The 24,435-nt window shown below is 72.8% G+C and carries 27 protein-coding genes; 18 read left to right on the forward strand and 9 right to left on the reverse strand.

The window, feature by feature from the left end; all coding sequences use genetic code 11:
- Positions 1–74 precede the first annotated feature (74 nt).
- Together TX83_RS00975 and TX83_RS00980 are read right to left on the reverse strand one after the other, a co-directional pair.
- Entirely contained in the window at positions 75–326 is a 252-nt protein-coding gene (locus tag TX83_RS00975; protein ID WP_064746043.1) for a hypothetical protein, read from the reverse strand.
- A complete protein-coding gene (locus tag TX83_RS00980) occupies positions 323–802 on the reverse strand; it encodes an RrF2 family transcriptional regulator (RefSeq protein WP_064746044.1) in 480 nt (159 codons plus the stop codon). Before TX83_RS00980 ends, TX83_RS00975 begins: the two co-directional genes overlap by 4 nt.
- 606 nt (positions 803–1,408) lie before the next feature.
- Between TX83_RS00980 and TX83_RS00985 the strand changes: the two genes are divergently transcribed.
- Complete coding sequence (locus TX83_RS00985) at positions 1,409–2,167, forward strand: ABC transporter permease (RefSeq protein WP_064746045.1); 759 nt, start codon at positions 1,409–1,411, stop codon at positions 2,165–2,167.
- On the forward strand, positions 2,164–3,714 hold the full coding sequence (locus TX83_RS00990; RefSeq protein WP_064746047.1) for a dipeptide ABC transporter ATP-binding protein: 1,551 nt from the start codon (positions 2,164–2,166) through the stop codon (positions 3,712–3,714). The genes TX83_RS00985 and TX83_RS00990 overlap by 4 nt, the downstream gene beginning before the upstream one ends.
- Positions 3,715–3,762: 48 nt before the next feature.
- Here the strand turns inward: TX83_RS00990 and TX83_RS00995 are convergent, their stop codons facing one another.
- From TX83_RS00995 to TX83_RS01005, 3 genes are all read right to left on the reverse strand, one after another.
- Positions 3,763–4,011 (reverse strand): hypothetical protein, encoded by a 249-nt coding sequence (locus TX83_RS00995; protein ID WP_064746073.1) that lies wholly within the window; start codon positions 4,009–4,011, stop codon positions 3,763–3,765.
- Positions 4,012–4,109: 98 nt separating this feature from the next.
- On the reverse strand, positions 4,110–5,111 hold the full coding sequence (locus TX83_RS01000) for a hypothetical protein (protein WP_064746074.1): 1,002 nt from the start codon (positions 5,109–5,111) through the stop codon (positions 4,110–4,112).
- 14 nt (positions 5,112–5,125) lie between these two features.
- Positions 5,126–6,514 carry an NAD(P)/FAD-dependent oxidoreductase gene (locus tag TX83_RS01005; RefSeq protein ID WP_064746048.1) on the reverse strand — a complete coding sequence of 463 codons (1,389 nt, stop codon included), beginning with the start codon at positions 6,512–6,514 and terminating at the stop codon, positions 5,126–5,128.
- Positions 6,515–6,733: 219 nt separating this feature from the next.
- Here TX83_RS01005 and TX83_RS01010 point away from each other — a divergent pair, with 219 nt between their 5' ends.
- The 9 genes from TX83_RS01010 (at position 6,734) to fabG (ending at position 14,098) form a co-directional block, all read left to right on the forward strand.
- Complete coding sequence (locus TX83_RS01010; protein WP_064746051.1) at positions 6,734–7,003, forward strand: phosphopantetheine-binding protein; 270 nt, start codon at positions 6,734–6,736, stop codon at positions 7,001–7,003.
- Between the two features lie 62 nt (positions 7,004–7,065).
- On the forward strand, positions 7,066–7,767 hold the full coding sequence (locus tag TX83_RS01015; RefSeq protein ID WP_261369971.1) for a ketosynthase: 702 nt from the start codon (positions 7,066–7,068) through the stop codon (positions 7,765–7,767).
- 167 nt (positions 7,768–7,934) lie between these two features.
- Positions 7,935–8,228 carry a hypothetical protein gene (locus TX83_RS01020; RefSeq protein ID WP_064746053.1) on the forward strand — a complete coding sequence of 98 codons (294 nt, stop codon included), beginning with the start codon at positions 7,935–7,937 and terminating at the stop codon, positions 8,226–8,228.
- Positions 8,225–9,196: an acyltransferase gene (locus tag TX83_RS01025; protein WP_064746055.1), complete on the forward strand. Its 972-nt coding sequence runs from the start codon at positions 8,225–8,227 to the stop codon at positions 9,194–9,196. The genes TX83_RS01020 and TX83_RS01025 overlap by 4 nt, the downstream gene beginning before the upstream one ends.
- Positions 9,114–9,854, forward strand: coding sequence for a LolA-related protein (locus tag TX83_RS01030; protein ID WP_064746057.1), 741 nt, complete (start codon positions 9,114–9,116; stop codon positions 9,852–9,854). Before TX83_RS01025 ends, TX83_RS01030 begins: the two co-directional genes overlap by 83 nt.
- The gene (locus TX83_RS01035) at positions 9,854–12,202 is read left to right on the forward strand and encodes an MMPL family transporter (protein WP_064746076.1); all 2,349 of its coding nucleotides are present in this window, start codon (positions 9,854–9,856) and stop codon (positions 12,200–12,202) included. Before TX83_RS01030 ends, TX83_RS01035 begins: the two co-directional genes overlap by 1 nt.
- The gene (locus TX83_RS01040; RefSeq protein WP_064746058.1) at positions 12,189–12,620 is read left to right on the forward strand and encodes a hypothetical protein; all 432 of its coding nucleotides are present in this window, start codon (positions 12,189–12,191) and stop codon (positions 12,618–12,620) included. Before TX83_RS01035 ends, TX83_RS01040 begins: the two co-directional genes overlap by 14 nt.
- Positions 12,621–12,697: 77 nt before the next feature.
- Entirely contained in the window at positions 12,698–13,207 is a 510-nt protein-coding gene (locus TX83_RS01045) for a hypothetical protein (protein ID WP_064746059.1), read from the forward strand.
- 150 nt (positions 13,208–13,357) lie between these two features.
- On the forward strand, positions 13,358–14,098 hold the full coding sequence (gene fabG, locus TX83_RS01050) for a 3-oxoacyl-ACP reductase FabG (protein WP_064746060.1): 741 nt from the start codon (positions 13,358–13,360) through the stop codon (positions 14,096–14,098).
- Positions 14,099–14,162: 64 nt separating this feature from the next.
- On the opposite strand, the gene TX83_RS01055 is transcribed toward fabG, so the two are convergent.
- Positions 14,163–14,471 carry a hypothetical protein gene (locus TX83_RS01055; RefSeq protein ID WP_064746061.1) on the reverse strand — a complete coding sequence of 103 codons (309 nt, stop codon included), beginning with the start codon at positions 14,469–14,471 and terminating at the stop codon, positions 14,163–14,165.
- Between the two features lie 279 nt (positions 14,472–14,750).
- On the opposite strand from TX83_RS01055, the gene TX83_RS01060 reads away from it, so the two are divergent.
- Entirely contained in the window at positions 14,751–15,221 is a 471-nt protein-coding gene (locus tag TX83_RS01060; RefSeq protein WP_064746062.1) for a hypothetical protein, read from the forward strand.
- Positions 15,222–15,240: 19 nt separating this feature from the next.
- Here the strand turns inward: TX83_RS01060 and TX83_RS01065 are convergent, their stop codons facing one another.
- From TX83_RS01065 to TX83_RS01075, 3 genes are read right to left on the reverse strand one after another with little or no spacing between them, the layout of a single operon-like run.
- Positions 15,241–16,125, reverse strand: coding sequence for a glycosyltransferase family 2 protein (locus TX83_RS01065; RefSeq protein ID WP_079247970.1), 885 nt, complete (start codon positions 16,123–16,125; stop codon positions 15,241–15,243).
- On the reverse strand, positions 16,118–16,951 hold the full coding sequence (locus TX83_RS01070) for a beta-ketoacyl synthase chain length factor (RefSeq protein ID WP_064746063.1): 834 nt from the start codon (positions 16,949–16,951) through the stop codon (positions 16,118–16,120). Before TX83_RS01070 ends, TX83_RS01065 begins: the two co-directional genes overlap by 8 nt.
- Positions 16,948–18,147 (reverse strand): beta-ketoacyl-[acyl-carrier-protein] synthase family protein, encoded by a 1,200-nt coding sequence (locus tag TX83_RS01075; RefSeq protein WP_064746064.1) that lies wholly within the window; start codon positions 18,145–18,147, stop codon positions 16,948–16,950. Before TX83_RS01075 ends, TX83_RS01070 begins: the two co-directional genes overlap by 4 nt.
- Positions 18,148–18,332: 185 nt before the next feature.
- Between TX83_RS01075 and TX83_RS01080 the strand changes: the two genes are divergently transcribed.
- The 6 genes from TX83_RS01080 to TX83_RS01095 all read left to right on the forward strand — a co-directional run.
- Positions 18,333–19,016 carry a YdcF family protein gene (locus TX83_RS01080; protein ID WP_064746065.1) on the forward strand — a complete coding sequence of 228 codons (684 nt, stop codon included), beginning with the start codon at positions 18,333–18,335 and terminating at the stop codon, positions 19,014–19,016.
- A gap of 358 nt (positions 19,017–19,374) precedes the next feature.
- A complete protein-coding gene (locus tag TX83_RS23120) occupies positions 19,375–19,530 on the forward strand; it encodes a hypothetical protein (protein WP_186442484.1) in 156 nt (51 codons plus the stop codon).
- A gap of 64 nt (positions 19,531–19,594) precedes the next feature.
- The gene (locus tag TX83_RS23125; protein ID WP_186442485.1) at positions 19,595–19,747 is read left to right on the forward strand and encodes a hypothetical protein; all 153 of its coding nucleotides are present in this window, start codon (positions 19,595–19,597) and stop codon (positions 19,745–19,747) included.
- Positions 19,748–19,805: 58 nt separating this feature from the next.
- A complete protein-coding gene (locus tag TX83_RS01085) occupies positions 19,806–22,181 on the forward strand; it encodes a DUF4135 domain-containing protein (RefSeq protein WP_064746066.1) in 2,376 nt (791 codons plus the stop codon).
- Positions 22,178–23,371, forward strand: a complete 1,194-nt coding sequence (locus TX83_RS01090) for a hypothetical protein (protein ID WP_064746067.1) — start codon at positions 22,178–22,180, stop codon at positions 23,369–23,371. The genes TX83_RS01085 and TX83_RS01090 overlap by 4 nt, the downstream gene beginning before the upstream one ends.
- A partial coding sequence (locus tag TX83_RS01095; RefSeq protein WP_064746068.1) for a JmjC domain-containing protein occupies positions 23,368–24,435 on the forward strand: 1,068 nt, incomplete at its 3' end. The genes TX83_RS01090 and TX83_RS01095, both read left to right, overlap by 4 nt.

Below are 24,435 nucleotides of genomic sequence, written 5' to 3' on the forward strand. Positions count from 1 at the left end.
GGAGGGCGACCCGGCCGTTCGGCGTCGCCCGCCGCCGGCCCCTGGGCCCGGATCGGCGGCGAAGCCGGTGCGGCTCAGCCCCAGGATTCGGCCGCGGCCGCGACCGGCAGGCGCTGGCTGCGGACGATCTCGACGATCCGCGCCTGGCTGACCCGCACTTCGATCCGGCCCTCTTCCAGCCCGCGCAAAGCCTGCAGCAGGGCGAACTCGGTATCGCTGAGGTTGACGATGTTGATGTCCGGTTCGCGGTCGCGGGGCGCGGTCGCGGCTCTGTCCGCGCGCTGTGCGGCGCTGCGTTTTCCGGCCTCCGCCGCGTTGCGGTTCATCGGGCGTCTCCTTCCAGGTTCAGCAACGCCGGCGTCGACGACGCGCGGGCGAATTCGGCCAGGCTGCGTCGATCGAGCACGTCGGAAATGGCGTCGCGCGCCTCGCGCATCAGCGCGCGCAGGGTGCAGCCGTCGGGGTCGCGGCAGTCGGAGCAGGGCCGGTAGGCGCTGACGCTGGCGCACAACACCGCGGCCAGCGGTCCGTCGATGGCGCGGATCAGGTCGCCGACCATGATGTGCTCGGGCGGCCGGGCCAGGGTATGGCCGCCCTTTTGCCCGCGCCGGCTGTCGATGAAGCCGGCCTCGCGCAGGTCGACCAGGATCGACTCCAGGAACTTGCCCGGCGCGCCGCTGTGTTGGGCGATGGTGCGGGCCTGCAGGCGCGGGCCATCGGCGCGATCCGCCCCGGGCCGGCCGTGGGCGCGCGCCAGCGCGCACATCGCGCGCAGGGCGTACTTGGCCTTCATCGTCAGCATTTCCCAGTCTCCATGTAGGAAATGTGGCCGGGGCCGGGGGCGGAGGGAAAAGGTTTTGCCTCATCTGCATATGACGGGGCGGTATGTGGCGTGCGGGGCAGCGGGCGCGCGCTGTGCGGCCGTGTCGGATGGGCGGCGGACGTCCGTGGCGCCGGGTGCGGCGGGGATTGCGCGGTGGTCTTGGCGGCGCGGGGAAAGCCAAAAGGCCCAGCCGAAGCCGCTCCCCCCTGACCTGCCCTTTTCAACGGGGGGGGAAGCCGCGCCGCGGCGGCTTGGGCACGCGCCGGGAACCGTGTCCTCGTCCGCGCCGAGCGGCAGCGGCTGTTCCCTGCCTTCCGAAAAAGGCGGGCTAGGGGATTCGCCGTCGCGCTTGCTCCGCTCGGGAACGGCTTCGGCGATGCGCCGTGCCGACGCCGCAGAACGGCGAACGGCGGCCCCGCCGTGGCCGGACATCGGGCGGGTCGACCCCGGTCTGCGCGAACCTGTGCGCGGACGAAGCCGTTACGATGAGCGCCAATGCGTTCTCTCGCCTCGCTTCCGCCGCTCGCCCGCACCTGTCTGTCGGTTCTCGCCGTTCTTGCCGCCGTGTGTTGGCTGGCGCCCGGGATGAGCCGTTACGGGCCGATCCTGCCCGACTGGGACGCGTTGTCGGCCGCGCCGGGCACGGCCGGGCATTGGTTCGGCACCGATGCGATCGGCCGCGACGTGTTCGCGCGCACGCTCGCCGGCGGGCGCCTGTCGCTCGGCATCGGCTTGTTGGCCAGCGTGGTCGCGCTGGCGATCGGGCTGGGCTACGGCGCGATCGCCGGCCTGGCCGGCGGCCGCACCGAGCGCGCGATGCTGCGCGTGCTGGACGTGTTCTCGGCGCTGCCGTTCCTGCTGGTGGTGATCTTGCTGCTGACCTTGTTCGAACGCTCGCTGTGGCTGTTGCTGGTCGCGATCGGCGGCTACGTCTGGATCGACCTGGCGCGGGTCATGCGCGCCGAGGCCGCGCGCCTGCGCGAAGCGCCGTTCGTGCTCGCCGCGCAGGCGGCGGGGGCGAGCTTCGGCCAGCGCCTGCGCTGGCACGTGTTGCCGAACCTGCTGCCGCTGGCCTTCGTCTACCTCGGCCTGATCCTGCCGCAGGCCATCCTGGTCGAGAGCTTTCTCGGTTTTCTCGGCCTGTCGATCGACGAGCCGTCGTCCAGTTGGGGCGGTCTGCTCGCCGAAGGCGTGCAGGAGCTCGACAGCGCGCCGTGGACGCTGTTGTTTCCGGCCGGCTTCCTGGTGACCACGCTGGCCGCGTTCCAATTCCTCGGCGACGGCCTGCGCGACTGGCTCGACGTCAAGCGCAGCGCGCCGCGCGGCGAAGAGGCCGCGGCATGAACTCGGTCGCCTTGCGCGGCCTGCACGTGAGCGCGAACGGCGGCGCGCGAGCGCTGCTCGGCCCGGTCGACCTGGAGTTGCACGCCGGCCAATGCCTGGGCGTGGTCGGCGAAAGCGGCAGCGGCAAAAGCCTGACCGCGCTGTCCCTGCTCGGCCTGCTGCCGCCGGGGCTGCAGGCGCGCGGCGAGCTGCGGGTCGACGGCGAAACCCTCGGCCTCGGCGACGCGGCGCATGCGCGCCTGCGCGGCCGCGGCCTGGCCTGGGTGCCGCAGGACCCGCTGGCGGCGCTGCATCCGCTGCGCCGGGTCGGTGCGCAGCTGATCGAAACCCTGCGCACGGTACGCGGACTCGGCAAGGACGAGGCACGGGCCCGGGCGCAGCATCTGTTCGAGCGCGTGCAATTGCCGGAGCCGGCGACGGCGTTGCAGCGCTACCCGCATCAGTTCTCCGGCGGCCAGCGTCAGCGCATCGCCATCGCGCTGGCCCTGGCCACCGCGCCGCGGGCATTGATCGCCGACGAACCGACTTCGGCGCTGGACGCGCGCATCGCCCGCGACATCCTCGATCTGCTCGACCGGCTGCGCCGCGAGGATGGCCTGGCCTTGCTGCTGATCAGCCACGACCTGCCCCTGGTCGGCGCCTACGCGCAGCGGTTGTTGGTGCTGCAGCGCGGCGTCGTGGTCGAGCAGGGCGAGGCCGCGCGCGTGTTCGCCGCGCCGGCGCAGGCCTACACGCGCGAACTGCTGGCCGCCGACCGCATCGAGGCGTTGCCGGAGGCGAGCTCGGACGCGCCGGTGTGGCTGCGCGGCGAAGGTTTGCGCATGCACTATCCGCGCGCGCCGCGGCCGGCCTTGGACGCGGTCGATATCGAGCTGCGCCGCGGCGAAGGGCTGGCGCTGGTCGGCGAAAGCGGCAGCGGCAAGAGCACGCTCGGCCGCGCCTTGCTGCGTTTGCTGCGCGGCGCGCAAGGCCGGGTCTGCGTCGACGGCGCGGATCTGGCCGGGTTGGACGCGGCCGCGCTGCGCCGCTGGCGCGCGCAGACCGGCGTGGTGTTCCAGGATCCGTATGCCTCGCTCGATCCGCGCCTGCGCGTGGCGCAGATCGTCGCCGAGCCCTTGCGCATCCACACCCGCTCGGACGCGGCGGCGCGCCGCGCGCGCGCCGCCGAGCTGCTGGCCGCGGTCGGGCTGGACGCTGCGATGCTGGACCGCTATCCGCACCAGTTCTCCGGCGGCCAGCGCCAGCGCATCGCGATCGCGCGCGCGTTGGCGACCGAGCCCAAACTGCTGGTCTGCGACGAAGCGGTGTCGGCGCTGGACGCGCACCATCGCGCCGCGATCCTCGCCCTGTTGGCGCGTCTCAAGCGCGAGCGCGGTCTGGCCCTGTTGTTCGTGACCCACGACCTGTCCGCGGCCGCGGCGGTGGCCGAGCGCATCGCCGTGCTCGAAGCCGGGCGCATCGTCGAAACCGGACCCACCGCCCAGGTGCTGCGCGCGCCGCAGCACGCGCATACCCGCGCCCTGCTCGCGGCACGACCGCAGGCCTGACGCCGGGATCGGCGCGCGTGCGCCGATGCGGCGTCTATCCGGCGGCGTTCAGATGAAACCGCCGCCGAGGCCGAGCCGGACCACGCCGACCAGGATGGCGATGCCGTTGAGCCACAGCCCGGCCTTGGCGCGGGCGTTGTGCTCGCTGCGGGTGAACAGCAGGCCGATCGCGGCGATCACCGCGCCGATCGCGGCGAACGGGATCATGAACCAGTTGCCCCAGCCCAGGAACGGGATCAGGGCGGCGATCATCCACAGCACGGCGACGATGCCCCAGAGCAGACTGATCAAACCCATCGACGTGGCTCCGCAAGCGGCCGGATCGGCCATGCCTGCAACGTAATGTCTGTCCGGACGATTGCAAGTGCCGCAGGTCGGCGTGACCGACGGCGCGCTCAGCCGCCGTGCACGCCGTCGATCTCGACCCGCAGCTCGTGGCGGCAGATCGCCGCGTGCACCAGAATCCGCGGCACGCGCTCGCCGAAGCGCCGGTCCAGCGCTTCGGCCACCGGCGCCATGTCCTCGGCGTCGCGCACGTAGACCTTCAGTCGGGTGCCGGCGCCGAACGCGGCCGGCAACTGCGGCCGGCGCTGGCGCGCCGCCGCGAGCAGGCTGTCGAAATTGGCCAGGGTTTCCTCGAGCTGGGCCAGCACCGAGTCGGCGTGGCGCGACTCGTGGCCGACCACCGCCGCGGTGCCCGACAGCAGCAGCGGCATCGCCGCCGGCTGCGGCGGCAGCATCGCCCGGGCGAAACTTGGCGATTGCGGACCGTATTGGCGCGGGTAGCGGTAGGCGCTGACCTGGCGCGGATTCTCCAGCGGCGTACCGGCGCTGCGCGCGGCCAGCCAGTAGACCTGCAGCCGGCGCGCGCCGTCGACGCGGCCGATCGCGGTCGCCGCCGGCAGCTGCGCGGTGTCGAAGTCGCCCAGTCCGCGCGCGCGGCCGACGCAGAACACGCGATAACGTTCTTCGTCGCCGTGACCGAGGGTGATGCCGTCGAGGTAGTTCCAGATCCGCAGCAAATGCGGATAGCCGCGCTCGGCGGTGAAGGCGAGCAGCTTGCGGTACAGGTACTCGGCGGCGCGCGCGATCTCGCCGTTGGCGGCTTCGCCCGGCAGCGGCTCGGGTTCGTCGAACTCGATCACGCCGAACTGCAGCGCGCCGTCCTCGGACCAGGCCAGGTCGCCGTCGCGGCCCTTGCTGACCGGGCCGGTGCCGCGCCAGCGCTCCAGGCGGGCGTCGCCGAACGGCTCCAAGGCCACGCGCAGGTAACGCGGATCGTCGTGATGCGGGGCGCCCCCGCCGAAGCCGAACACCGCCAGGGTGTCGTCCTGCGCCAGCAGCGTCTCGGGCGCGGCGTCCAGATAGTCGACCTGCAGGCGCGGGCCGGCCAGCATCGTGGCGGCCGCGCTCACGGGTTGCCCCGCTGCAGCGTGTCGCCGCGGAAGTCGACGCCGACCTGGCGCTTGCGCCGCAGCCAGCCGCGCAGCGCCTGCGGCGCCATGCGCACCGCGGTCAGGGCGTAGATGAAACGAAACAGCCGCAAGCGGTTGAGCACCGCGCGGTTGTCGAAAACGTCGCCGGCGAGCATCGAGATGACCGCCTGCTCGACTTGCCAGAAGTTGCGTGGAGCGTTGAACAATTCGCGCATGACCGGGGTGGTGAAGCGATAGATGAACCACTGGAAATGTTTCAGGCCGCGCTTGAGCCGCACGGTCATTTCGTCCTGCAGCGCGGCCTCGCGGGCCGGTTCGCGCAGCGCGCCGTCGACCACGGCCGCGGCCTGCTCGCCGCTGTTCATGCCGAGGTAGACGCCGGAGGAAAACACCGGATCGACGAAGGCGTAGGCGTCGCCGACCATGACCCAGCCGGGGCCGGTCATGCGGCTGCAGGTGTAGGAATAGTTGCCGGTGACGTGGACCTCGCCGCAGCGCTGCGCGCCCTGCATGCGCGCCCACACCGAGGGCTCGGACTCCAGGGTCCGCATCAGGAAGGCTTCGCTGTCGCCGCGACGCTGCTTGAGGTACTCGGGGAAGCACACCGCGCCCACGCTCATCACTCCGCGCTGCAGCGGGATCAGCCACATCCAGCCGTGGGCGAAGCGCTGCACGGTGATGTTGCCGGCGTCTTCGCCCTCGCGGCGCTGGACGCCGGTGAAATGGCTGAAGATCGCCGCCGACTGGTGCAGCGGATTCTTGCGCTTGAGCTTGAGCTGGCTGCCGAGGACGGTGTCGCGCCCGCTGCCGTCGACCAGATAGCGCATGCGCACCTGCAGCGCGGCGCCGTCGGCGCTGCGGGCATGGGCGAGGGCGGGGCGGCCGTCGGCGCCGAATTCGATCCGCTCGACCTTGACCTGCTCGCGTGCGTCGACGCCGTTGCCCTGGGCGTGACGGAACAGCAGTTGATCGAACTCTTCGCGCTTGACCTGGAAGGCGTAGCCGAACACCGGATCGAGCGCGCGTTCGAAACGGAAAGTGTTGTAGCGCTCGGCGTCGATCGGAAACTCGGCCCCGGGCTTGTGCACGCCGATCGCGCGCACCTGCTCGAGCACGCCGAGGCGTTCGAGGATGGCGAGGTTCATCGGCAGCAGGGATTCGCCGATGTGGAAACGCGGGTGCCGGTCCTTTTCCAGCAACAGCACCTTCCAGCCCTTGCGCGCCAGCAGGGTCGCCGCGGTGGTGCCCGCCGGGCCGCCGCCGATCACCAGCACGTCGACCTCGAGGGTCTGCGCGGGCGCCTGGGCGGGGGCGGAAGCGGGGGCCGTGGCGGTCGCGCCAAGCGCGGATTCGGACGGAGTCATGCGCAAATCATAGCCTGCCGCCTCTGCCGGCTGTGCAGTCTGCGGCGTCGGGCCGCGCCGGTGGACCGCGTGCCCATGGGCTGCAAGTGCTTGATATGACAGGGACTGTCGCGCCATCGGCGGAGGGGTCGGGACGGCGGACGGCGCCGCCCGGTTGCGCCTGCGGCGCCGATGGCGGATCGTGACCGCCCTTCGTCATAGCCCCACCGGATCGTCCCGATGTCTGAACAAAACCCTGCCGAACGCGAACTGGCGCAGCTGCTGGTCGAGAGCCTGAACCTGGAAGACGTGGCGCCGGAGCAGATCGATCCGGAAGCGGCGCTGTTCAACGACGGCCTGGGCCTGGACTCGATCGACGCGCTCGAACTGGCGCTGGCGATCAGCAAGCGCTACGGCTTCCAGCTGCGTTCGGACAACGACGAGAACCGGCGCATCTTCGCATCGCTGCGCGCCCTGTCGGGCCACATCGAACAACACCGCGCCGCCTGAGCGGCGCCGCGGCCGCTTCGTTTGCGTTCCCCGTTTCCGTTCCGGCCGCGCGCCGCCGTCCCGTGACCGTCTCTTCGTTCAGCGCCCCGGCGCGCTTGCTGCTTGCCGTCGCCTATCCGCTGCTGGCGCACTGGGCCAGCCACGACGGCGGCGGCGCGGTCGCGGCCCTGGCCCTGGCCGACCTGGTGCTGTTCGTCGCCATCGACGGCCTGTTGGGGCTGCGGGCGGCGGCGTGGGCGGCGGTGCTGGCGCTGTGCGCCGGCCTGGCCCTGGCGGCGCGCACGCCGTTGGCGCAGATGCTGTTGCTGGCGCCGCCGATGCTGTTCAACGCCTGGCTGGGCTGGTGGTTCGGGCGCAGCCTGCGCGCGCCGCGCGAGGCGCTGATCACCCGCATCGTCGCCGCCCTGCACGAACGTGCGCCGGCGGCGCTGGACCCGCCGCTGTACCGCTATACGCGCCGGCTGACCGCGCTGTGGGCGGCGGTGTTGCTGCTGTTGGCGTTGGTCAACGGCGCGCTGGCGACGATCGCCGTGCCCGACGGGCTGCTCGCCCGGCTCGGCCACCCGCCGGCGTTCGCGATCACCCAGGAGCAATGGTCCTGGTTCGCCAACCTGCTGAACTACGGCATCGTCGGCGGCCTGTTCGCCGGCGAGTACCTGGTCCGGCGGCGCTTGTTCACTCAGCGTCCGGAGACCGGCTTCTTCGACTTCCTGCAGCGCATGGCCCGGCTCGGTCCGCGCTTCTGGCGCGACCTGTTTTCCTGAGTTCCGGCGTTGAACGCAGCGGGCCGGGCCCGCGCCGCCGACCGCTTCAGCGCCGCCACACAACCGGGCGCACGGCCAGCGGCGGCGGTCGCAGTTCCACACGGCCGTAGCGGCCGGTGCTTTATCCTTTCCCTACGATCCATCGCTCGCCGCCGCTCCGATCCCGCATGCGCTTCGTCATCGATTCCGACCATCCCTGCCTGCCGGGCCATTTCCCGGGCCGGCCGCTGGTGCCCGGCGTGGTGGTGCTGGAGCGGGTGATCGCAGCGATCGAGGCCGAGCACGGCCCGCTGCCGGGCCTGCGCCTGCCGCAGGTCAAGTTCGTGCAGCCCCTGTTGCCGCAGCAGAGCGCGCAGATCGAACTGGACGCGCTGGGCGCGGGGCGCTGGCGGTTCCGGGTGATGCGCGAAGCCGAACTGATCGCCAGCGGCGAAGCCGTCGCCGACGGGGCCGGCGCATGAGCGCGCACTGGAAGCAGCGCCCCGAGGGCGGCGGCCGGTTCGCGTTCCGATTGATCGCGTTCGTCGCCCGACGCGGCGGGCGGGTCCTGGCGCGCCTGACCCTGTATCCGATCGTGGCTTATTTCCTGGCCGTGCGCGGGCCGGAGCGGCGCGCCTCGCGCGCGTACCTGAGGCGTGTGCTCGACCGCCGGCCGGGCCTGCTCGACATCGCCCGCCACATCCACACCTTCGCCGCGACCATCCTCGACCGGCTGTACCTGCTGGGTGGGCGCATGCAGCCGTTCGACATCCGGGTCAGCGGCCTGGAGGCGCTGGAACGGCATCTCGACCGCGGCCAGGGCCTGCTGCTGTTCGGTTCGCACCTGGGCAGCTTCGAAGCGTTGCGGGTGCTGTCGCGGCAGCGGCCCGGGCTGAAGCTGCGGGTGTTGCTCGACCGCGGCCACAACCCGGCCCTGACCGAACTGCTGGACACGCTCGACCCGCAGATCGCGAGCACCGTGATCGACGCCGGCCAGGACGGGCCTTCGATCGTGCTGGCGATCAAGCAGGCCACCGACGAAGGCGCGATCGTGGCTCTATTGGTCGATCGCGTCGGCCCGGGCGAGCCCAGCGTCGCCGTCTCTTTCCTCGGCGCCAGCGCGGCGTTCCCGAGCGCGCCGTGGCTGATCGCGGCCGCGCTCAAGGTGCCGGTGGTGCTGGCCTTCGGCCTGTACCGGGGCGGTCCGCGCTACGACCTGATATTCGAAGCGTTCAGCGACGGTGTGGCGATCGAGCGGCCTAACCGCCCGGCTATCCTGGCCGCGCTGATCCAGCGCTATGCCGAGCGGCTGCAACTGCACACCCGCAGCGCGCCCTACAACTGGTTCAACTTCTACGATTTCTGGCATGCCGATGACGATCAAGCCCTGCCTGTGGACGCTGACGCTGCTGTGCGGCGCGGCGTCGCTGCACGCCGCTCCGGTTACTGAGCCGGCCGCCGCGCAGTCCGCGCCCGCGGGCGCGGCGACCGCCGTGCCGGGCGAAGCCGCAGCCGCCGATCCGGCCTGGATCTTGCCGCGCCTGGCGCAGCCGGTGCCGGCGCGCACCGATTTCGTCGAAGTGCGCGGCTCGGCCCTGCTGAAGGCGCCGCTGCGCCTGTCGGGCGAATACCGCCGGCCCGACGCGGCGACCCTGGTGCGGGAAGTGCGCGCGCCCTACGCGGAAACCACCACCATCCGCGCCGGCGCCAAGCCGGGCCAGGGCGAGGTCAGCATCGTCCGCCCGAACAAGCCGGCCAAGCGCTTCTCGCTGGCGCGCGCGCCCGAGCTGGTCGCGTTGCAGGCTAGTTTCGGCGCCCTGCTCGGCGGCGATCGCGCCCTGCTCGAGCAGCATTACCGCCTGGCTGCGGAGGGCACGCGCCGGCAGTGGGCGATCAGCCTGACCCCGAAAGACGCCGGCTTGGCGGCGCGCGTACGCGAGATCGTCCTGCTCGGCCGCGACGACGAATTGCGTTGCATCGAAACCCGGCCCGCGCGCGGCAGCGAACAGCAACGCACCTTGTTGGCGAGCGCGGCGCGCGCCGCCGCCAACGTCGCCGACGCCAGCCAGCTCGCGGCGCTGTGCCGCGGCCACGGCGCGGCGCGTTGATGACGCCCGCGCGCCGTATCGCGCTGGCCCTGCTGTGGCTGGCGGCGCTCGCCGTCGCCGGATGGGTGATCGGCCAGCGCCTGCAGCTCAGCGGCGACCTGCGCCGGTTCATGCCCACGGCGCAGACGCCGGCGCAGAAACTGCTGATCGACGAGCTCGGCGAAGGCCCGGGTTCGCGCTTGCTGCTATTGGCGATCGGCGGCGACGCGCCGCAGGCGCTGGCGGCGCAATCGCAGGCGCTGGGCCAGGCGTTGGCGGCGCAGGATGTGTTCAAGTTGGTCGCCAACGGTGCCGGGCAGGGCCTGGACGCCGTGCCCGAGCGCTTGCGTCCCTACCGCTATCTGTTGTCGCCGACGTTGGACGAGCAGACCTTCGACGCCGACTACTTGCGCGAACAGCTCGATCAGCGCGTGCAGGACCTGGGCTCGCCCGCCGGCGAGCTGATCGAGCCCTTGCTGCCCGGCGATCCGACCCTGGAGATGCTGCGCCTGGCCGAGGCCTGGCAGCCGGCGCAGGCGCCGCAGACCTTGCACGGGGTGTGGTTCGACCGCGCCGGCCGGCAGGCGCTGCTGGCGGTGGAAACCCGCGCCGCCGGCTTCGACCCCACCGGCCAGCACAGCGCGATCGAGGCGATCCGCAGCGCATTCGCAAGCGCCCGCGGCGCCAGCCCGGCGCAACTGACGATCAGCGGCCCGGGCGCGTTCTCGGTCGAGATCGGCGGCCGCACTCAGCGCGAGGCCAGCCTGATCGGGACCATCGACGGCATCGTCTTCGCCCTGCTGCTGTGGCTGGCCTACCGCAGCTGGAAAGTACCGCTGCTCGGCGGCCTGCCGCTGGCGACCGCCGGGCTGGCCGGCCTGGGCGCGGTGGCGGCGCTGTTCGACGGCGTGCACGGCATCACCGTCGCGTTCGGCTTCACCCTGATCGGCGTGGTCCAGGACTATCCGATCCATTTGTTCAGCCATCAGCGGCCCGGACTGTCGCCATGGGCCAGCGCGCGCAGCCTGTGGCCGACGCTCGGCACCGGCGTGGCCTCGACCTGCATCGCTTACCTGACCTTCTTCGTCTCCGGCGTCGACGGCCTGCAGCAGTTGGCGGTGTTCACCATCGTCGGCCTGGCGACCGCGGCGCTGGCCACGCGCTTCGTGCTGCCGGCGCTGATCGACCCGGCACCGCGCGACGCCGCCGGCTCGCCCTGGCTGGCGCGGGCCTGGACGCGGCTGGCGCGCTGGCCGCGGATCGGCCTGGCCGGCAGCGCCTCGATCGCGGCGCTGGCGCTGGCGGCGATCGTGTTCGTGCCGGGGCCGTTCTGGCAGAACGACCTGGCCAAGCTGACCCCGGTGCCGGCCGACGCGCTGGCGCGCGACGCGCAGCTGCGCGAGGAACTCGGTGCGCCCGACGTGCGCTACGTGATCGCGATCGAACGCGGCGACGCCGAAGCCGCGCTGCAGGCGTCCGAAGCGCTGATGGCCGAGCTGCCGGCGCTGCGCCGGCGCGGCGCGATCGCCGGCTACGACCTCGCGGCGCGCTACCTGCCCAGCGCCAAGACCCAGCGCGAGCGCCAGCGTCGCCTGCCCGACGCCGCGGCGCTGCGCGGTGCGCTCGCCGCGGCGGTCGCCGACACGCCGTTCCGCAGCGATGCGTTCGGCGATTTTCTCGCCGACGTCGAGCGCGCCCGCGCGGCGCCGCCGCTGAGCGCGCGCGACCTCGCCGGTACGCCGTTGGCCGTCAGCGTCGACGGTCTGCTGCTGCAGCGCGCCGGCCATGCCACCGCGTTGGTGTCGCTGACCGGGCTGGCCGACCCGGCCGCGGTGGAGGCCGCCGCTCGCCGCCACGGCGGCCGACTGCTCGATCTCAAGCAGGCGTCCGAATCGTTGGTCGCCGACTACCGCGGCCGGGTGCTGATGGCGTTGGCGCTGGCCGCGGTGCTGTTGGCGGCGGCGGTGTGGATCGCGCTGCGCTCGCCACGGCGGGTGCTGCGGGTGCTGGCGCCGATGGCGTTGACCACGCTGTTGATCCTGGCCGTGCTGCGCCTGGCCGGGGTCGAGCTCAATCTGTTCCATCTGGTCTCGCTGATCCTCGCCGCCGGCCTGGGCCTGGACTACGCGCTGTTCTTCGATCACGCCGGCGACGACCGCGCCGAGCAATTGCGCACCCTGCATGCGGTGATCGTGTGCAGCCTGACCACGCTGCTGGTGTTCGCCCTGCTGGCGCTGTCGTCGATACCGGTGTTGCGCGCGATCGGCGTCACCGTCGCGCTGGGCGTGGCCGCGAACTTCGCGCTCGCGCTGTTGATCGTGCGCGCGCCGGCGGCGGCCGCGACGGAGGGCGCGCATGCGCACGCGTGAGGCCATCGCCGCGTTGATCCCGCACCAAGGATCGATGTGCCTGTGGGAAGAAGTGGCCGAATGGGACGAGGCTTCCATCGTCCTGCTCAGCCACGGCCACCGCGATCCCGCGCATCCGCTGCGCCGCGACGGTCGCCTGCACGCCGTGCATCTGTGCGAGTACGGCGCCCAAGCCATGGCCGTGCACGGCGGGCTGCTCGCCGTGCGAGCCGGCGGGGCGGCCAAGCCCGGCGTACTGGTGGCGCTGCGCGGCGTACGCTTGCATCGGGCGCGGATCGACGACCTGGCCGGCGCGCTGGAAGGGCGCGCGCGGCAACTCGCGGCCGGCGCCGACAGTTGGCAGTACGAGTTCGAGATCGCGCACCAGGGCCGGCTCGTCGCCAGCGGCCGCGCCGCGGTGATGGCGCGCGGCGACTGAGCGCCGCACGCGAGGACCGGTTCACGGCCGCGGCGCGGCCGCGTTTGCGTGGGTAACCTCGCCCCAGACGCGCGCCGATGCCGTTCCAGTTTCACTTCGAAAACCCGCATGCGCTGCACGAGGACGGCCGGATCGGCCACGAGTTCCGCCTGCGCCTGGCGTTCGCGCACCGCGAGGGCGCGCGGCTGCACTGGATCGAGCGCAGCGACCGGCCTTACGACGAGGACATGCTGGCCGGCCGTTGGGTCGACATGCATGCGGTCGCCGGCGCGCGGCTGGCGACGTTCCTGCCGTGGCTGGAAACCTCGGCCGCGAGCGGCGCGGTGGAGCTGGACTTCGTCCATCGCGTCGGCCTGCGGCGCCGGCCGCTGGCGCAGCGTCGGCTGGAATGGTGGGTGCTGGCGTTGGACGGCCCGGACCCGGACGACCCCGACGATGAGGAGCGCGACTGGGCGCTGTGGTGCGGCGAGCAACGTCTGCAGTGCGACGGCGCCGGCATCGCGATCGCGCACGATCTCGAGGAAGTCGAGCGTCGGCACGGTCGCGGCCGGCCGCCGTATCCGCCCGGGTTCGCGCCGCCGGATTGAATGCGTCGGAAACCGGAGGCGAGAAGCGAAGAACGAGCGTCGAGCGCAGCCGGCGATCCACGACGGGACTCGCCGCTGGCATCGTTGCGCTCGCTTCCCGTTCCGCCCGCATCCGGGGACAATCGGGCTTTGCCGATCGGAGCCGCCCGCATGTCCCAGCCGCTTTCCGCGCCGCGCCGCGTCCTGGTCACCGGCGGCAGCGGCGATCTCGGCGGCGCGATCTGCCGTCGTCTGGCCGGCGCCGGCTGGCAGGTGATCGTGCACGCCAACGCCGGCCTGGAACGCGCCGAAGCGCTGGCCGCGCAGATCCGCGCCGGCGGGGGCGCGGCCGAGGCGGCGGCGTTCGACGTCGCCGACGGCGAGGCCGCGCGCGCGGCGCTGGAGCGTCTGCTCGAGGCCGGGCCGATCCAGGGCGTGGTCAACAACGCCGGCATCCACGACGACGCGCCGATGGCGGGCATGAGCGCGGCGCAATGGACGCGGGTGATCGACGTGTCCCTGCACGGTTTCTTCCACGTCACTCAGCCCTTGTTGCTGCCGATGGCGCGCACGCGCTGGGGACGCATCGTCAGCGTGTCGTCGGTCGCGGCGGTGCTCGGCAATCGCGGCCAGACCAACTACGCTGCGGCCAAGGCGGCGCTGCACGGCGCGTCGAAATCGCTGGCGCGCGAGATGGCCAGCCGCGGCATCACCGTCAACGTGGTCGCGCCGGGCGTGATCGAGGGGCGGATGGCGGCCGGGGCTTTTCCGCCCGAGGCGATCAAGCAGATGGTGCCGGCCGGCCGCGCCGGCCGCGCCGACGAGGTCGCCGCGCTGGTCGCGTTCCTGTGTTCGGACGATGCCGGTTACATCAACGGCCAGGTGATCGGCGTCAACGGCGGCATGGGCTGAGTCGCGAGCGGTGGGCGCGCCGCCGCCCGCGGCGGACGGCGCGCGATCGCGTGGCCGCGACGGATCAGAAGCCGGTTTGCCAGGTCACCGACAGATTGCTCAGGTACAAGGTGTAATCGCGGTTCGATGTGGTCGAGGGCGCGATGTAGTAGCCGGTTTTGTTCGGGTAGCCGGCCAAGCCGCCGGGGTAATGCGCGGCCGCGTTGTAGGTCTGGCCCTGGATCGGCGCCAGCGTGGCGCTGTCGGTCACTTGGTACTGGATCGCCCCGGCATCGGAGACCTTCACCGTCACCCGATAGGAAAGGTTGTTCTGCATCGGGATCGGGTCTTGGAACTTGTCGTTCGGATCGTAGCTGCGACCGAGGCTCTCCATTGAGACGCATGAATTCGGGACGGATGCGTGGTTCCGCGCCGCTTGGCCTTGGACGAGCCGGACGGCGTGCGGCGCGGACGCGCGCGCATCAGACCATGCCGCGGACGCAGGCACGGTGACCGGCGTCGGAATGCGCGACGCGGCGCATCTGCCGGGCGCGTCGCAGGTGCGGCTGCGCCGGCCGTCGCCGGTCGGCGACCGCTCGCCGGGCCCTCACCCGGCGCTGCGCCGCGCGGCGTAGCATGGGCCGTCCGCCGCGCAATCCGCCGGGAGATCTCCATGCCGCGCACCCTGCTTGTCGTCCTGTCCGCGCTTGTGCTGTCCGCCTGCGCCAGTTCCCATGTCCTGACCGGGCGGCCGCGGCCGCCGGTGCCGGTCTCGCAGGTGCGGGTGTACTTCGCGCCGCCGCCGGGCCGCTACGAGGAAATCGCCCTGTTGCAGAGCAATAGCGGCCCGTTCACCTACGGCGAACAGAACAAGATGGACTCGGTGATCGGCAAGCTGCGCAACGAGGCCGCCAAGCTCGGCGCCAACGGGGTGCTGTTCCAGGGCACCGAAGACGGTTACGGCGGCGGCGGGGTCAGCGTCGGCGCCGGCGGCGGCCGCATCGGCGGGCGCAGCTACACCGGCGGCGGGGTCGGCATCGACATCAGCCCGCGGCAGAAATTCGCCCACGGCGTGGCGATCTACGTGCTGGATCCGCCGCCGCTCAGCGATCCGGGACCGCAAGGCCCGCCGCCGCGTCCCTGAGTCAGGCAGGCGCCGGGGATCAGCGCAGGTGGGTCTGCGGCTTGGCCGGCGCGGAGGCGAATTCGCCGCTGGGATCGTCGATCAGCGGCGGATTGGCGCGGATGCTGCGGTACATCGCCGGTACGCCGCCGCGGCGCAGGCACTGCAGCACGATGTGCGAAGTGATGCGGGTGAAGTCGCGCAGCGGCTTGAAATGGCTGGCGCGGAACTGCTCGTCCGAATCCTGGCTCCGGTAGCGCGATTCGATCGGCACCGAGACGCAGCGCGTGCCCAACTGCTGCGCCGCCGACATCAGGATCTGCGCCTCGAACACGAAGTCTTCGCCGGGCACCTCGCGCAAGGCCATGACTTCGGCCGGGTACAACCGCTGCCCGCTCTGGCTGTCGGCGATCTGGTAGCCGGTGCCCCAGGCCACGCCCCAATCGCCGAAATTGTTGGCCAGCCGGCGGTAGGTCGGTTGCGCCGCGCGCTTGCGCAGGCGCGCGCCGATGACGATGTGGCCGGGATGGCGATTGGCGCTGTCGATCAGGCGCGCGATGTCGCTGGCCGAATGCTGGCCGTCACCGTCCATGGTGACCGCGGCCAGAAAGCCGCGGCGCAAGGCTTCGGCGAAACCGTCGCGCAGGCTGGCGCCCTTGCCCTGGCGCTGGGCGTGGCGCAACACGGTCACCGGCAGATCGGCGATGCGCTCGCCGGTGCCGTCGTCGGAGCCGTCGTCGATCACGATCACGTGCGGGCACTGCGCCAGCGCGCCTTCCACGACCTCGCGGATGCGCAGGGCTTCGTTGAGCGCGGGAATCACCACGGCGACGTTGTTGCGGTCCAGCCGCGCGGCGCGCGGTCGGTCGGCGGTGTTGCCCGGGGCTGCTGCGTCGCGTCGCGGCGACCCGGCGAGATCAGTCATGGGCGAACTCCACCCGCAGAATCCGGCCGGCGCCCGCCGGCAGTGCGAGCCGATCATGGCCCGAGGCCAGGGCGTCGAACAAGGCCAACATCGGCGCGCCGGCGTTGCCGGTTTCGCGTCCAGACAGCTTGCCGCCGTTGGGCCAAGCGGGCTCGCCATCGGCGTCGTCCATCCACGCGGACAGGCGCGGCCCGTGCGCCGCGGACGACACGTGCGCCAGCACCAGCGCGGCGCCCAGCAGGCCGCGGCTCGGCGCCACTTCCTGCAGCGGGCCGGTGGCTGCGCCGTCGTAGCCGACCAGCAGCACCGCTTCGTCGCCGGCGGCGAGTTGCGCCAGCGCTTCGATCAGGCCCTGGGCGAAGCTGGCTTCGAGCGCGCTGATCGCGGTCGCCGGGCGCATCGCGCCGGCGCCGATGGTCCAGTAGCCGGCGGCGGCGTTGTGCACCGAGTTGTGGAAGCGGGTCGGCGAGATCGTGCGCGGCTCGCGGGCAAGGGTGGCGCACATGTAGTCGGTGATGGCGATGTCGCCGTGGCTGGAGGCGAACACCGACGGCAGGCTGGCCGGATCGCGGCCGGCGTCCTGGCAGGCCGCTAGGGCCACTTCCAGCGCCACCGCGACCGTATCCGGCGCGCGCCGGCGCTCGTTCGGCGCCAGCAACTGCGGCGAGGGCCGGCTCGGCGCCGCTTCGGCGTCGCTGCCGTGGGCGACGAACTCGCGCGCCGCCGCCCACGAGGGCAGGCCGCGACTCCAGTAACCGATGCCTTCGACGATGGCGCTCAGGCCGGCGGACGCGCCGGTGCGGGGTTGCGTGACGGCGGAACTCATGCGCGGCCGAACACCAGCGAGCAATTGTTGCCGCCGAAGCCGAAGGAATTGTTCATGGCGTAGCGGATCTCGGTGCGGGCGTCGGCGAAACGGATCTGCGGGCCGTTGCCCGGGTCCGGCGCGACGCTGTTGAGCGTGCCCGGCAGATGACCGCGCTCGAGCGCGAGCAGGGCGATCGCCGATTCGACGATGCCGGCCGCCCCGAGGGTATGCCCGGTCCAGCCCTTGGTCGAACTGGCGTGCAGGCCGGGCGGGAACAGCCCGGCCACCGCCAGCGCCTCGATCGAATCGTTGGCCGGCGTGGCGGTGCCGTGCAGGTTGAGATAGCCGACCTGGCCGGCGTCGATGCCGGCGCGGGCGAGAGCGTCGCGCATCGCCAGCCGCGCGCCCAGGCCTTGCGGATGCGGCGAGGACATGTGGTGGGCGTCGCTGGACTCGCCGTAGCCGCACAGTTGCAGCGCGGCCTCGTCGCCGGCGTCGAGGCGTTCGAGCACGGCGAAGCCGCCGGCCTCGCCCAGCGACAACCCGTCGCGCTGCGCGTCGAACGGGCGGCAGGGCGCAGTCGACACCAACTGCAGCGAGTTGAAGCCGAACAGCACGCTGCCGCACAAGGTGTCGACGCCGCCGACCAGGGCCGCGTCGGCGAGCCCGGCGCCGATCAGGCGCGCGGCCTGGGCGAACACTTTGGCGCTGGACGAGCAGGCCGTCGCCACGGTCACGCAGGGGCCGCGCAGGCCGGTGGCCGCGGCGACGAAGGCGCCGAGCGAATGCGGGGTATGCAGGGACGGCCGTGCCAGGTCCTCGGGAAAGCGACCGTCGTCGCCGAGCCGCGCATAGGCCTCCTCGGTGGCGCCGATGCTCGAGGTCGAGGTGCCGACGATCACCGCGACCCGCTCGGCACCGTGGCGCGCGACGGCGGCGGCGATCGCCGTTTCCATGCCGTCGGCCTGCAGGCTCAGCCAGGCCAGGCGATTGTTGCGGCAGTCCCAGCCGGCCAGAGGCGCCGGCAGGGCGGCCTCCTCCAGCCCCTCGACCCGACCGATCCAGCAGTCCAGCGGCGCTTCGCCCGGCGCCAGCGGCACCAGATCGTTGCGGCGCAGGCCGCTGCGGCGCTCGCGCAGGGCCTGAGCCTGGGCCTCCAGGCCGCGGCCGAGCGCGGTGGTGGCGGTATAGGCGCGGACCGCCAACGGCGGCATCGGAGCGGGTGCGGACGTCACGTAGTCGGTAGAATCGGGCGAGGGGAACCGCCGGCAGTATAGCGAGGGGGCCGCGGGGCCCGCCGGGCCGCCCCGGCGGGGCGCGCTGAACGCTTCATCGGCCGCCGCCGCGCGCACCCGGGTTTTCGTCCACACAGGTCGCCGAGGTTTTCGCGCCGCATCGCATGAGCAGTCGCCTGTCCCATCGCCTGTCGTTGTTCGGCGACCGCGACGTGCTGCACGTCGCGGCGGTGGCGTCGGCCGCCTGCGTGCTCAGCGCCGGCCTGGTCTACGTCGGTTACTTCGTCCATGTCCTGCGGGTGGCGCGCAATGCGCCCTGTCAGCCCGAGCGCGGCGAGTGCGTGTTGCTGTTCGGCAAGCACGCGCCGGGCGGACGCCTGGACCACGATTTCGAAGCGCGCCTGGACCGTGCGGTGTCGTTGTGGCGCGAACGGCCGCCGGCCAGCGTGGTCCTGCTCGGCGGCGGCGCCGACGACGAGCCCACCGAAGCCGAGCTGGCCCGTTCCGGGCTGCTCGCGCGGGGGCTGTCCGCCGATGCGCCGTTGCGTCTGGAGGCCGAATCGCGCGACACCCTGCAGAACCTGCGCAACGCCCGCGCACTGCTCGGCGAGGGCATGCGCTCGCGGGTGACCCTGCTCAGCAGCCGCTACCATTTGGCGCGTTGCGCCTTGTTCGCGCGCCAGCTCGGCTACGACTGGGAACTGTGCGCGGCCGAGCCGCGGCTGCAGCTGAGCCCGCGCATGCTGTTGCGCCTGGCCGGCGAAGCGGCCTACGTGTGCATGAGCGACATCGGCGCGCGCTGGGCGCGGCTGATCGGCAACCGGCGCATGCTCGAGCGGATTCGCTGATTCGCTGATTCGCTGATTCGGGATTGGGGATTGGGGATTGGGGCGATGCTGCGGGCGCACATCGCCGGGGCGGTCCGTGCGGGGGCGACGGATGTCGTTTTTCCTTGTTTTCGAGGCTTTTTACGGGTCCCGGACGGTACGGCGGCGGCGTCGCCCGATTCCGGGGCGGGGGCCGCGTTGCGAAGCCGCTCACGGTTTGCGTGCGTGGCGGCGAAGGCCGCGCGGGCATGGGCTAGAGTCGGGGCAGCTTCGCTGCGGGCGTACGGAGGTACGCGCGGTACGCCGCGAAGCGCTCGTGCGCGGAGTCGCCGTCGGTGTCTCTCCGCGCGTCGCAACGCGTCGTTCAAGGAGAGCCATCGTGAAGCAATCCAGTACCGCGAAAGCGTCCGCACCGGTCGTCGCACCGGTCCCGCGCGTCAAGCTGCAACCGACTTCGGCGCCGCTGAGCAAGCACGCGCCGGCCTCGGCCTCGTACGCGCCGCGTTCGTGCAGTCGTTTCATCTACTGCGTCTGATCCTGCGTCCCTGGCTGCGGCGCATCCGCGCTGCGGCTCGCCAACCGTCGAAGGAGATGGTCCGATGAAGATGAAGAAGTCCAAGCCCGCCCCGACCACCGCGTCCAAGCAGCGCCAGGCCGTACCGGCGCTGGCGATCGGCGAACTGCGCAAGCAGGCCGCTTCCGGCGCGAGCTTCGTGCCGGCCACCTGCCGCCGCATCTATTGCATTCCGTGAGCGGCACCGCGGCCGGCGCCTCGCGCCGGCCGCGCCGTTGCGAGGGCGACGCGGCGCGATGAGCGAATCCCTGCTGGACCTCGCGCCCGCGCCTGCGCGTGCGGCGCCGCCCGCTTCGCCTGCCGCCCGTCGTCTGCTGGCGGCTGTGGCCGGCGGCGGCTCGGCCTGGTGGTGGCCGCGGCGCGCGCGTATCGGCGAGGACGGTTTGCTCGTCCCTTTGCGCGCATGGCGCGGCGCGCGTGCGGCGCGCCGCATCGGCGCGGCCTTGCACGACGCGCGTCTGGCGCCCTGGCTGCGTTTTCTCGATGCGCTCGATCGCGATTGCGCCGCGCTGGCGCGCGCGCATGCGCGACGCGTGGCGCCGTCCGCACTGGCGCTCGACAACGGCGAGTTGCATGCGCCGGTGCTCGACCTCGCCCTGCATTGGTGCCTGGCGCCGCGCCGCCCGCGCCTGGAAGCGCGCCTGCGCGCTCTGCGCGAGCGCCACCGTGAGTTCCTGGCCTTGTTCCTGCGCCGGCTGCGGCGCGATCTGCGCAGCGGCGCGCTGCAGCGGCAGGCCGGGGCCGACGGCCGCGTCGCGGCGTTGTGGGCGCATCCGGAAGAAACCCACCACGGTGGCCAGCGGGTGCTGCGTGCGACCTGGGACAACGGCGTCGCCCTGGCCTACAAGCCGCGGCCGGCCGATGCCGAAATCGCCTTCCTCGGCGCCGACGGCGTATTCGCCTGGATCAATGGCCTGCGCGGCGGCCCCGCTGCGCTGCGGCTGCCGACACTGAACAGTTTTCATGGCGATGGCCGCGATCGCGACTATCTGTGGCAGGAGTGGATCGGCGCGCCGCCCGGCTACGGCCGCGTGCGCGGCGGGCCGCTGCGCGCCGTACGCTTGAGCCGGTCCCGGGCGCGACGTCTGTGGCGCGACGCCGGCGCATTGGCCGGTGCCTGCTTCGGCTTCGGCCTGGTCGACCTGGGGCCGGGCAATGTGGTCTGCGGCCTGCGCCGCGGTCGCCCGCAGTTGTTACCGGTCGACCTGGAGGTCTGTCTGTTTCCGGTCCAGGGCCTGGAGGACACCGGCCTGACCGTCGGCGACCGCGACCGCGGCCGCTATCCGGCCGGGTTCGAGCGCGATCCCGGGCGCGGCGACAGCGAAGGCCCGGACTGGGCGTTCTTCGATGCCGACGACGGCTCGGCGCGATTGTGCGCGGTGGCGCGGCCCTGGCGGCGCGAGAGCGCGCCGGGGCTGGTCGCCGATCGCGACGGCCGGGTCGGCTACGGCGCCTATGCGCTCGATTTCCTGCGCGGCTTGTTCGATCTGTGGATGCGCATCCATTGTCATCGGGACGCGCTGGGCGCCGCCGTGGGGGGACGATTGCGCGGGCGCCTTACCCGGGTGTTGTTGCGGCCGACCCCGGCGTACGCCGAGGCCTTGGATCCGTTCGCCGGTGCCGCACCGGACCTGCGCGGCTATGTCGCCGCCGAGCGCGCGCAGCTGCGCCGCGGCGACGTGCCGTACTTCTACACCCGGCTCGACCGGCCGGCGCCGTTGCTGACCTTGCCGCCGCCCCGCGGGACGCCGCACGCCGTCGCCGGGCGCTTGCCGCATCCGCGCGCGCAGCTCAATCCGCAGCCGGCGCGCGCGCGCGGCGAGGGGTTCGGGTTGCTCGATCTGGCGGTCGCGGCGCGCGACGCGATCGCCCACGTGATGGCCGATCTGAGCGCGGCGCACGGCGTCTGCGGCGAATTGCACGAACCGCGCCTGGGCGTGCGCCTGCAATGGTGGGGGGCGCAGGACGGCGAGGCGTGTTTCGACTGGGCCCGGCAGGACCGCCGGGTGATCTGCCGCTGGCAGGGCGAGCAGGTCGGCCTGCGGGTGGAGGCCTTGTCGGCGCCGGCCGAGCCCGCTGCGCCGCAAGACGACGCCGAGGCGATGGCCGCGCGCCTGCTGCGCATCGACCGCATCGACGCGGCCCTGCGCACGCCCTGGACCGACGGCGGTTTCGCCGATCCGGCATTGGAGGCCAGGCTGGACGCGCATGTGCGGGAATCGATGGCATGGTTGCAGGCGGTGGTCGATCGTCACGGTTGGCCCGGACGCACCCTGGTCGGCGAGGCCGCGGCCGCGGCGGCCTGCCGCCTGCTGCAACATGCCGACGGACCGCGGGCGTTTCAGGACCGTTGCCTGCGGCTGATCGCGGCGGCCGCGCGCGCCGGCGACATGGCACTGCGCGAACTGGCCTATCTGACCGACGCCCTGCGCGTGCAGCGCGGGCGCAAGCAGCGCTACGGCACCAAGTTCCGGCGGCGCGGGCAGGGGTTCGAGCCTTGTCCGATCGAGCGCCCGGGCCAGGTCGACCACCGCCGCCTGGCGATGGGACTGGAGCCGTTGGCCGAGTACGCCGAGCGCATCCGGCGCCAGTTCGCGGCGGCGCGCGGATGAGCGCGCCGATCGACTGGAGCGGCTTGCGCGCGCACTGGGGGCGTCGCGCCTGCCGCTTGCCGGGCGCTGCGCCGGCGTTGGATCCGGTCCGGGCCTACGCGCTGGTGCGCCGCGCGGCGCAGCCGTTCCGCGCGGGCACGCGCTTTCTGGCCTTGCCGGACGTGCGTTTCTACGTAGACGGCGGTTGGATGCGCGCGCCGGGCGATCTGTTGCCCGGCGCCGAAGACGCCGATCCGGCCGGATACGCGCAGCGGGTGCGGGCGCGGCTGGACGGGCGCCGATTCCAGTTGCGGGTGACCCAGCCGCTGTTTCTCGATTACGAACTCTGGGCGCAGGCGCGCGCGACCCTGGCCGGTTTGTTCGCGCAGGTCGGTCAGCCGAGTCTGGCGTTGACCGCGACCTTGTGGCTGGGCGACGCCGATGCCGCCACGCGCGGGCCGCAAGTCGAGCCGGCCGCGGCGAGTCTGCGCCTGCCGCTGTTGGGCGGTTGCCTGGCGCGTTGCCGCCGCACCCGTCCGCGCGCGGCAGGCGCGGCGGGGCGGACGCTGTGCGCCGATGCGGGCGAGGCGCTGTACTGGCCGGCGGGCCATTGGGTCGAAGAGGCCGATCGGGGCACGACGCTCGGACTGGCGGTGAGCATTCCGGTCGGCGGCGAAGAAGCGGCGGTAGCGGTCAAGGACCTGTTGGCCGACCTGGTCGACGCCGAACTCGGCGCGCAGGCCGAAGTCGCCATGCTCGACTATCCGCCACGTGCGCGCGGCCGCGATGCGATCGCGCCCTTGCGCGCGGTCGCCGCGCAGATGCGCAGCGCGGTGGCCGGCGGCGCGCTGGAGCGCGCGTTGCGCGCCAGTTGGGCTGCGCGCGCCAGCGCGGCCGGCCTGGAACCGCCACCGCCGCCGCGCGCGGACGATGCGCTGAGGCCGGACGACCGCGTCCGCCTGGACCGGCGCAGCCCTCTGCTGCGGCTGGCCGAGGGCGCGCAAGAGTGGTGGGCCGTCAACGGCCATGTGTTCTCGGTGCCGGTGCATCCGCGGGCGCAGGCGCTGTGGCGGGCGTTGCGCGAGCCGGCCGCGGCGACGGTCGCGCAGCTGTGCGCAGGGCCGCGCCGGCGCATCGACCCGGGGGCGCTGGCCTTGTTGCAGCGCTTGCACGATCTGCGTGCGCTGCAGTGCGAGCGGGCATCGGCATGAACGGCCCCTTCGTGCTGCCGCCGCAGGCGCCGATCGAGCGCGACGCGCTGGACTGGGACACGTTCGCGCGCGAGGACTGGGACCGGCGCCCGGTGCTGTTCAAGGGCGTGCTCGATCGCGCGGGCCCGTTTCGCCTCGACGAGGTCTATCGCAGCGCCCTGGTGGCGACCCGGCGCAGCCGCGCGCGCCTGCCGGGCGATCCGGACAATGCGGTGGTGACCTTGGACCGCTTGCAGCAACTCGATCCTGCGCCGTGGATGCCGCAGGCCGCGGACGGTTCGTTGGCCGGCTATCGGCGGCGCATGCTCGACGCGCTCGGCGCGCGCCGCTACGCCCTGGTGATCAGCGCCTTTCATTCCTTCCACCGGCCGTTGTGGCGGCGCGAGCGCGCATTCTTCGCGCCGCTGTGGCGACGCACCGGCTTGCCGTTGACCGGGGCGATCACGACCTTGTTCCACGGCAACTACGAGTCGACGCCGGTCGGCGTGCACCGCGATCGCTTCGCCACCTTCATGGTGCCGGTGGAAGGCCGCAAGCGCATGCGCTTCTGGGCGCAAAAGCCGTGGACTGAAGCGGTGTCGACCTTGCCCGACTACCGCGCGCATCTGGCGACCTCGTTCCTGGTCGAGGCCGGCCCCGGCGACCTGCTGTACTGGCCGGCCGACTATTACCACGTCGGCGAGAGCGTCGGCGGCGGCGTCTCGACCAGCGTCAACATCGGCATACCGCGCACCGAGCACCGGCCGGTCTACGACCTGGAGGACCTGCTGGTCGAGATAGGCGACGCCGCATCCCTGGTCGATCCGGCCGCGCCGCTGCTGCGCGCGCGCATGCCGGCCGGGGTGGCGGCGCTGTGGGACGCTGCCGCGCCCGCGCCGGGGCATTTGCCGCCGCGGTTGCCGCCGGCCCTGGAGGCGGCGCTGGGCTTGCTTCGCGCCGCGGCGCAGGCGCCGGCGCTGGCCGCGCGGGTGGGCGCGGTGTCGCTGCAGCGCTGGTCGGCCGGCGGTTTCGAGCCGGTGCCGCCGTTGCGGCGCGTCGCTCGGCCGCCGGCATCGGCGCGGCTG

The organism is Lysobacter antibioticus HS124 (assembly GCF_000336385.2).
GTDB lineage: Bacteria > Pseudomonadota > Gammaproteobacteria > Xanthomonadales > Xanthomonadaceae > Lysobacter > Lysobacter firmicutimachus.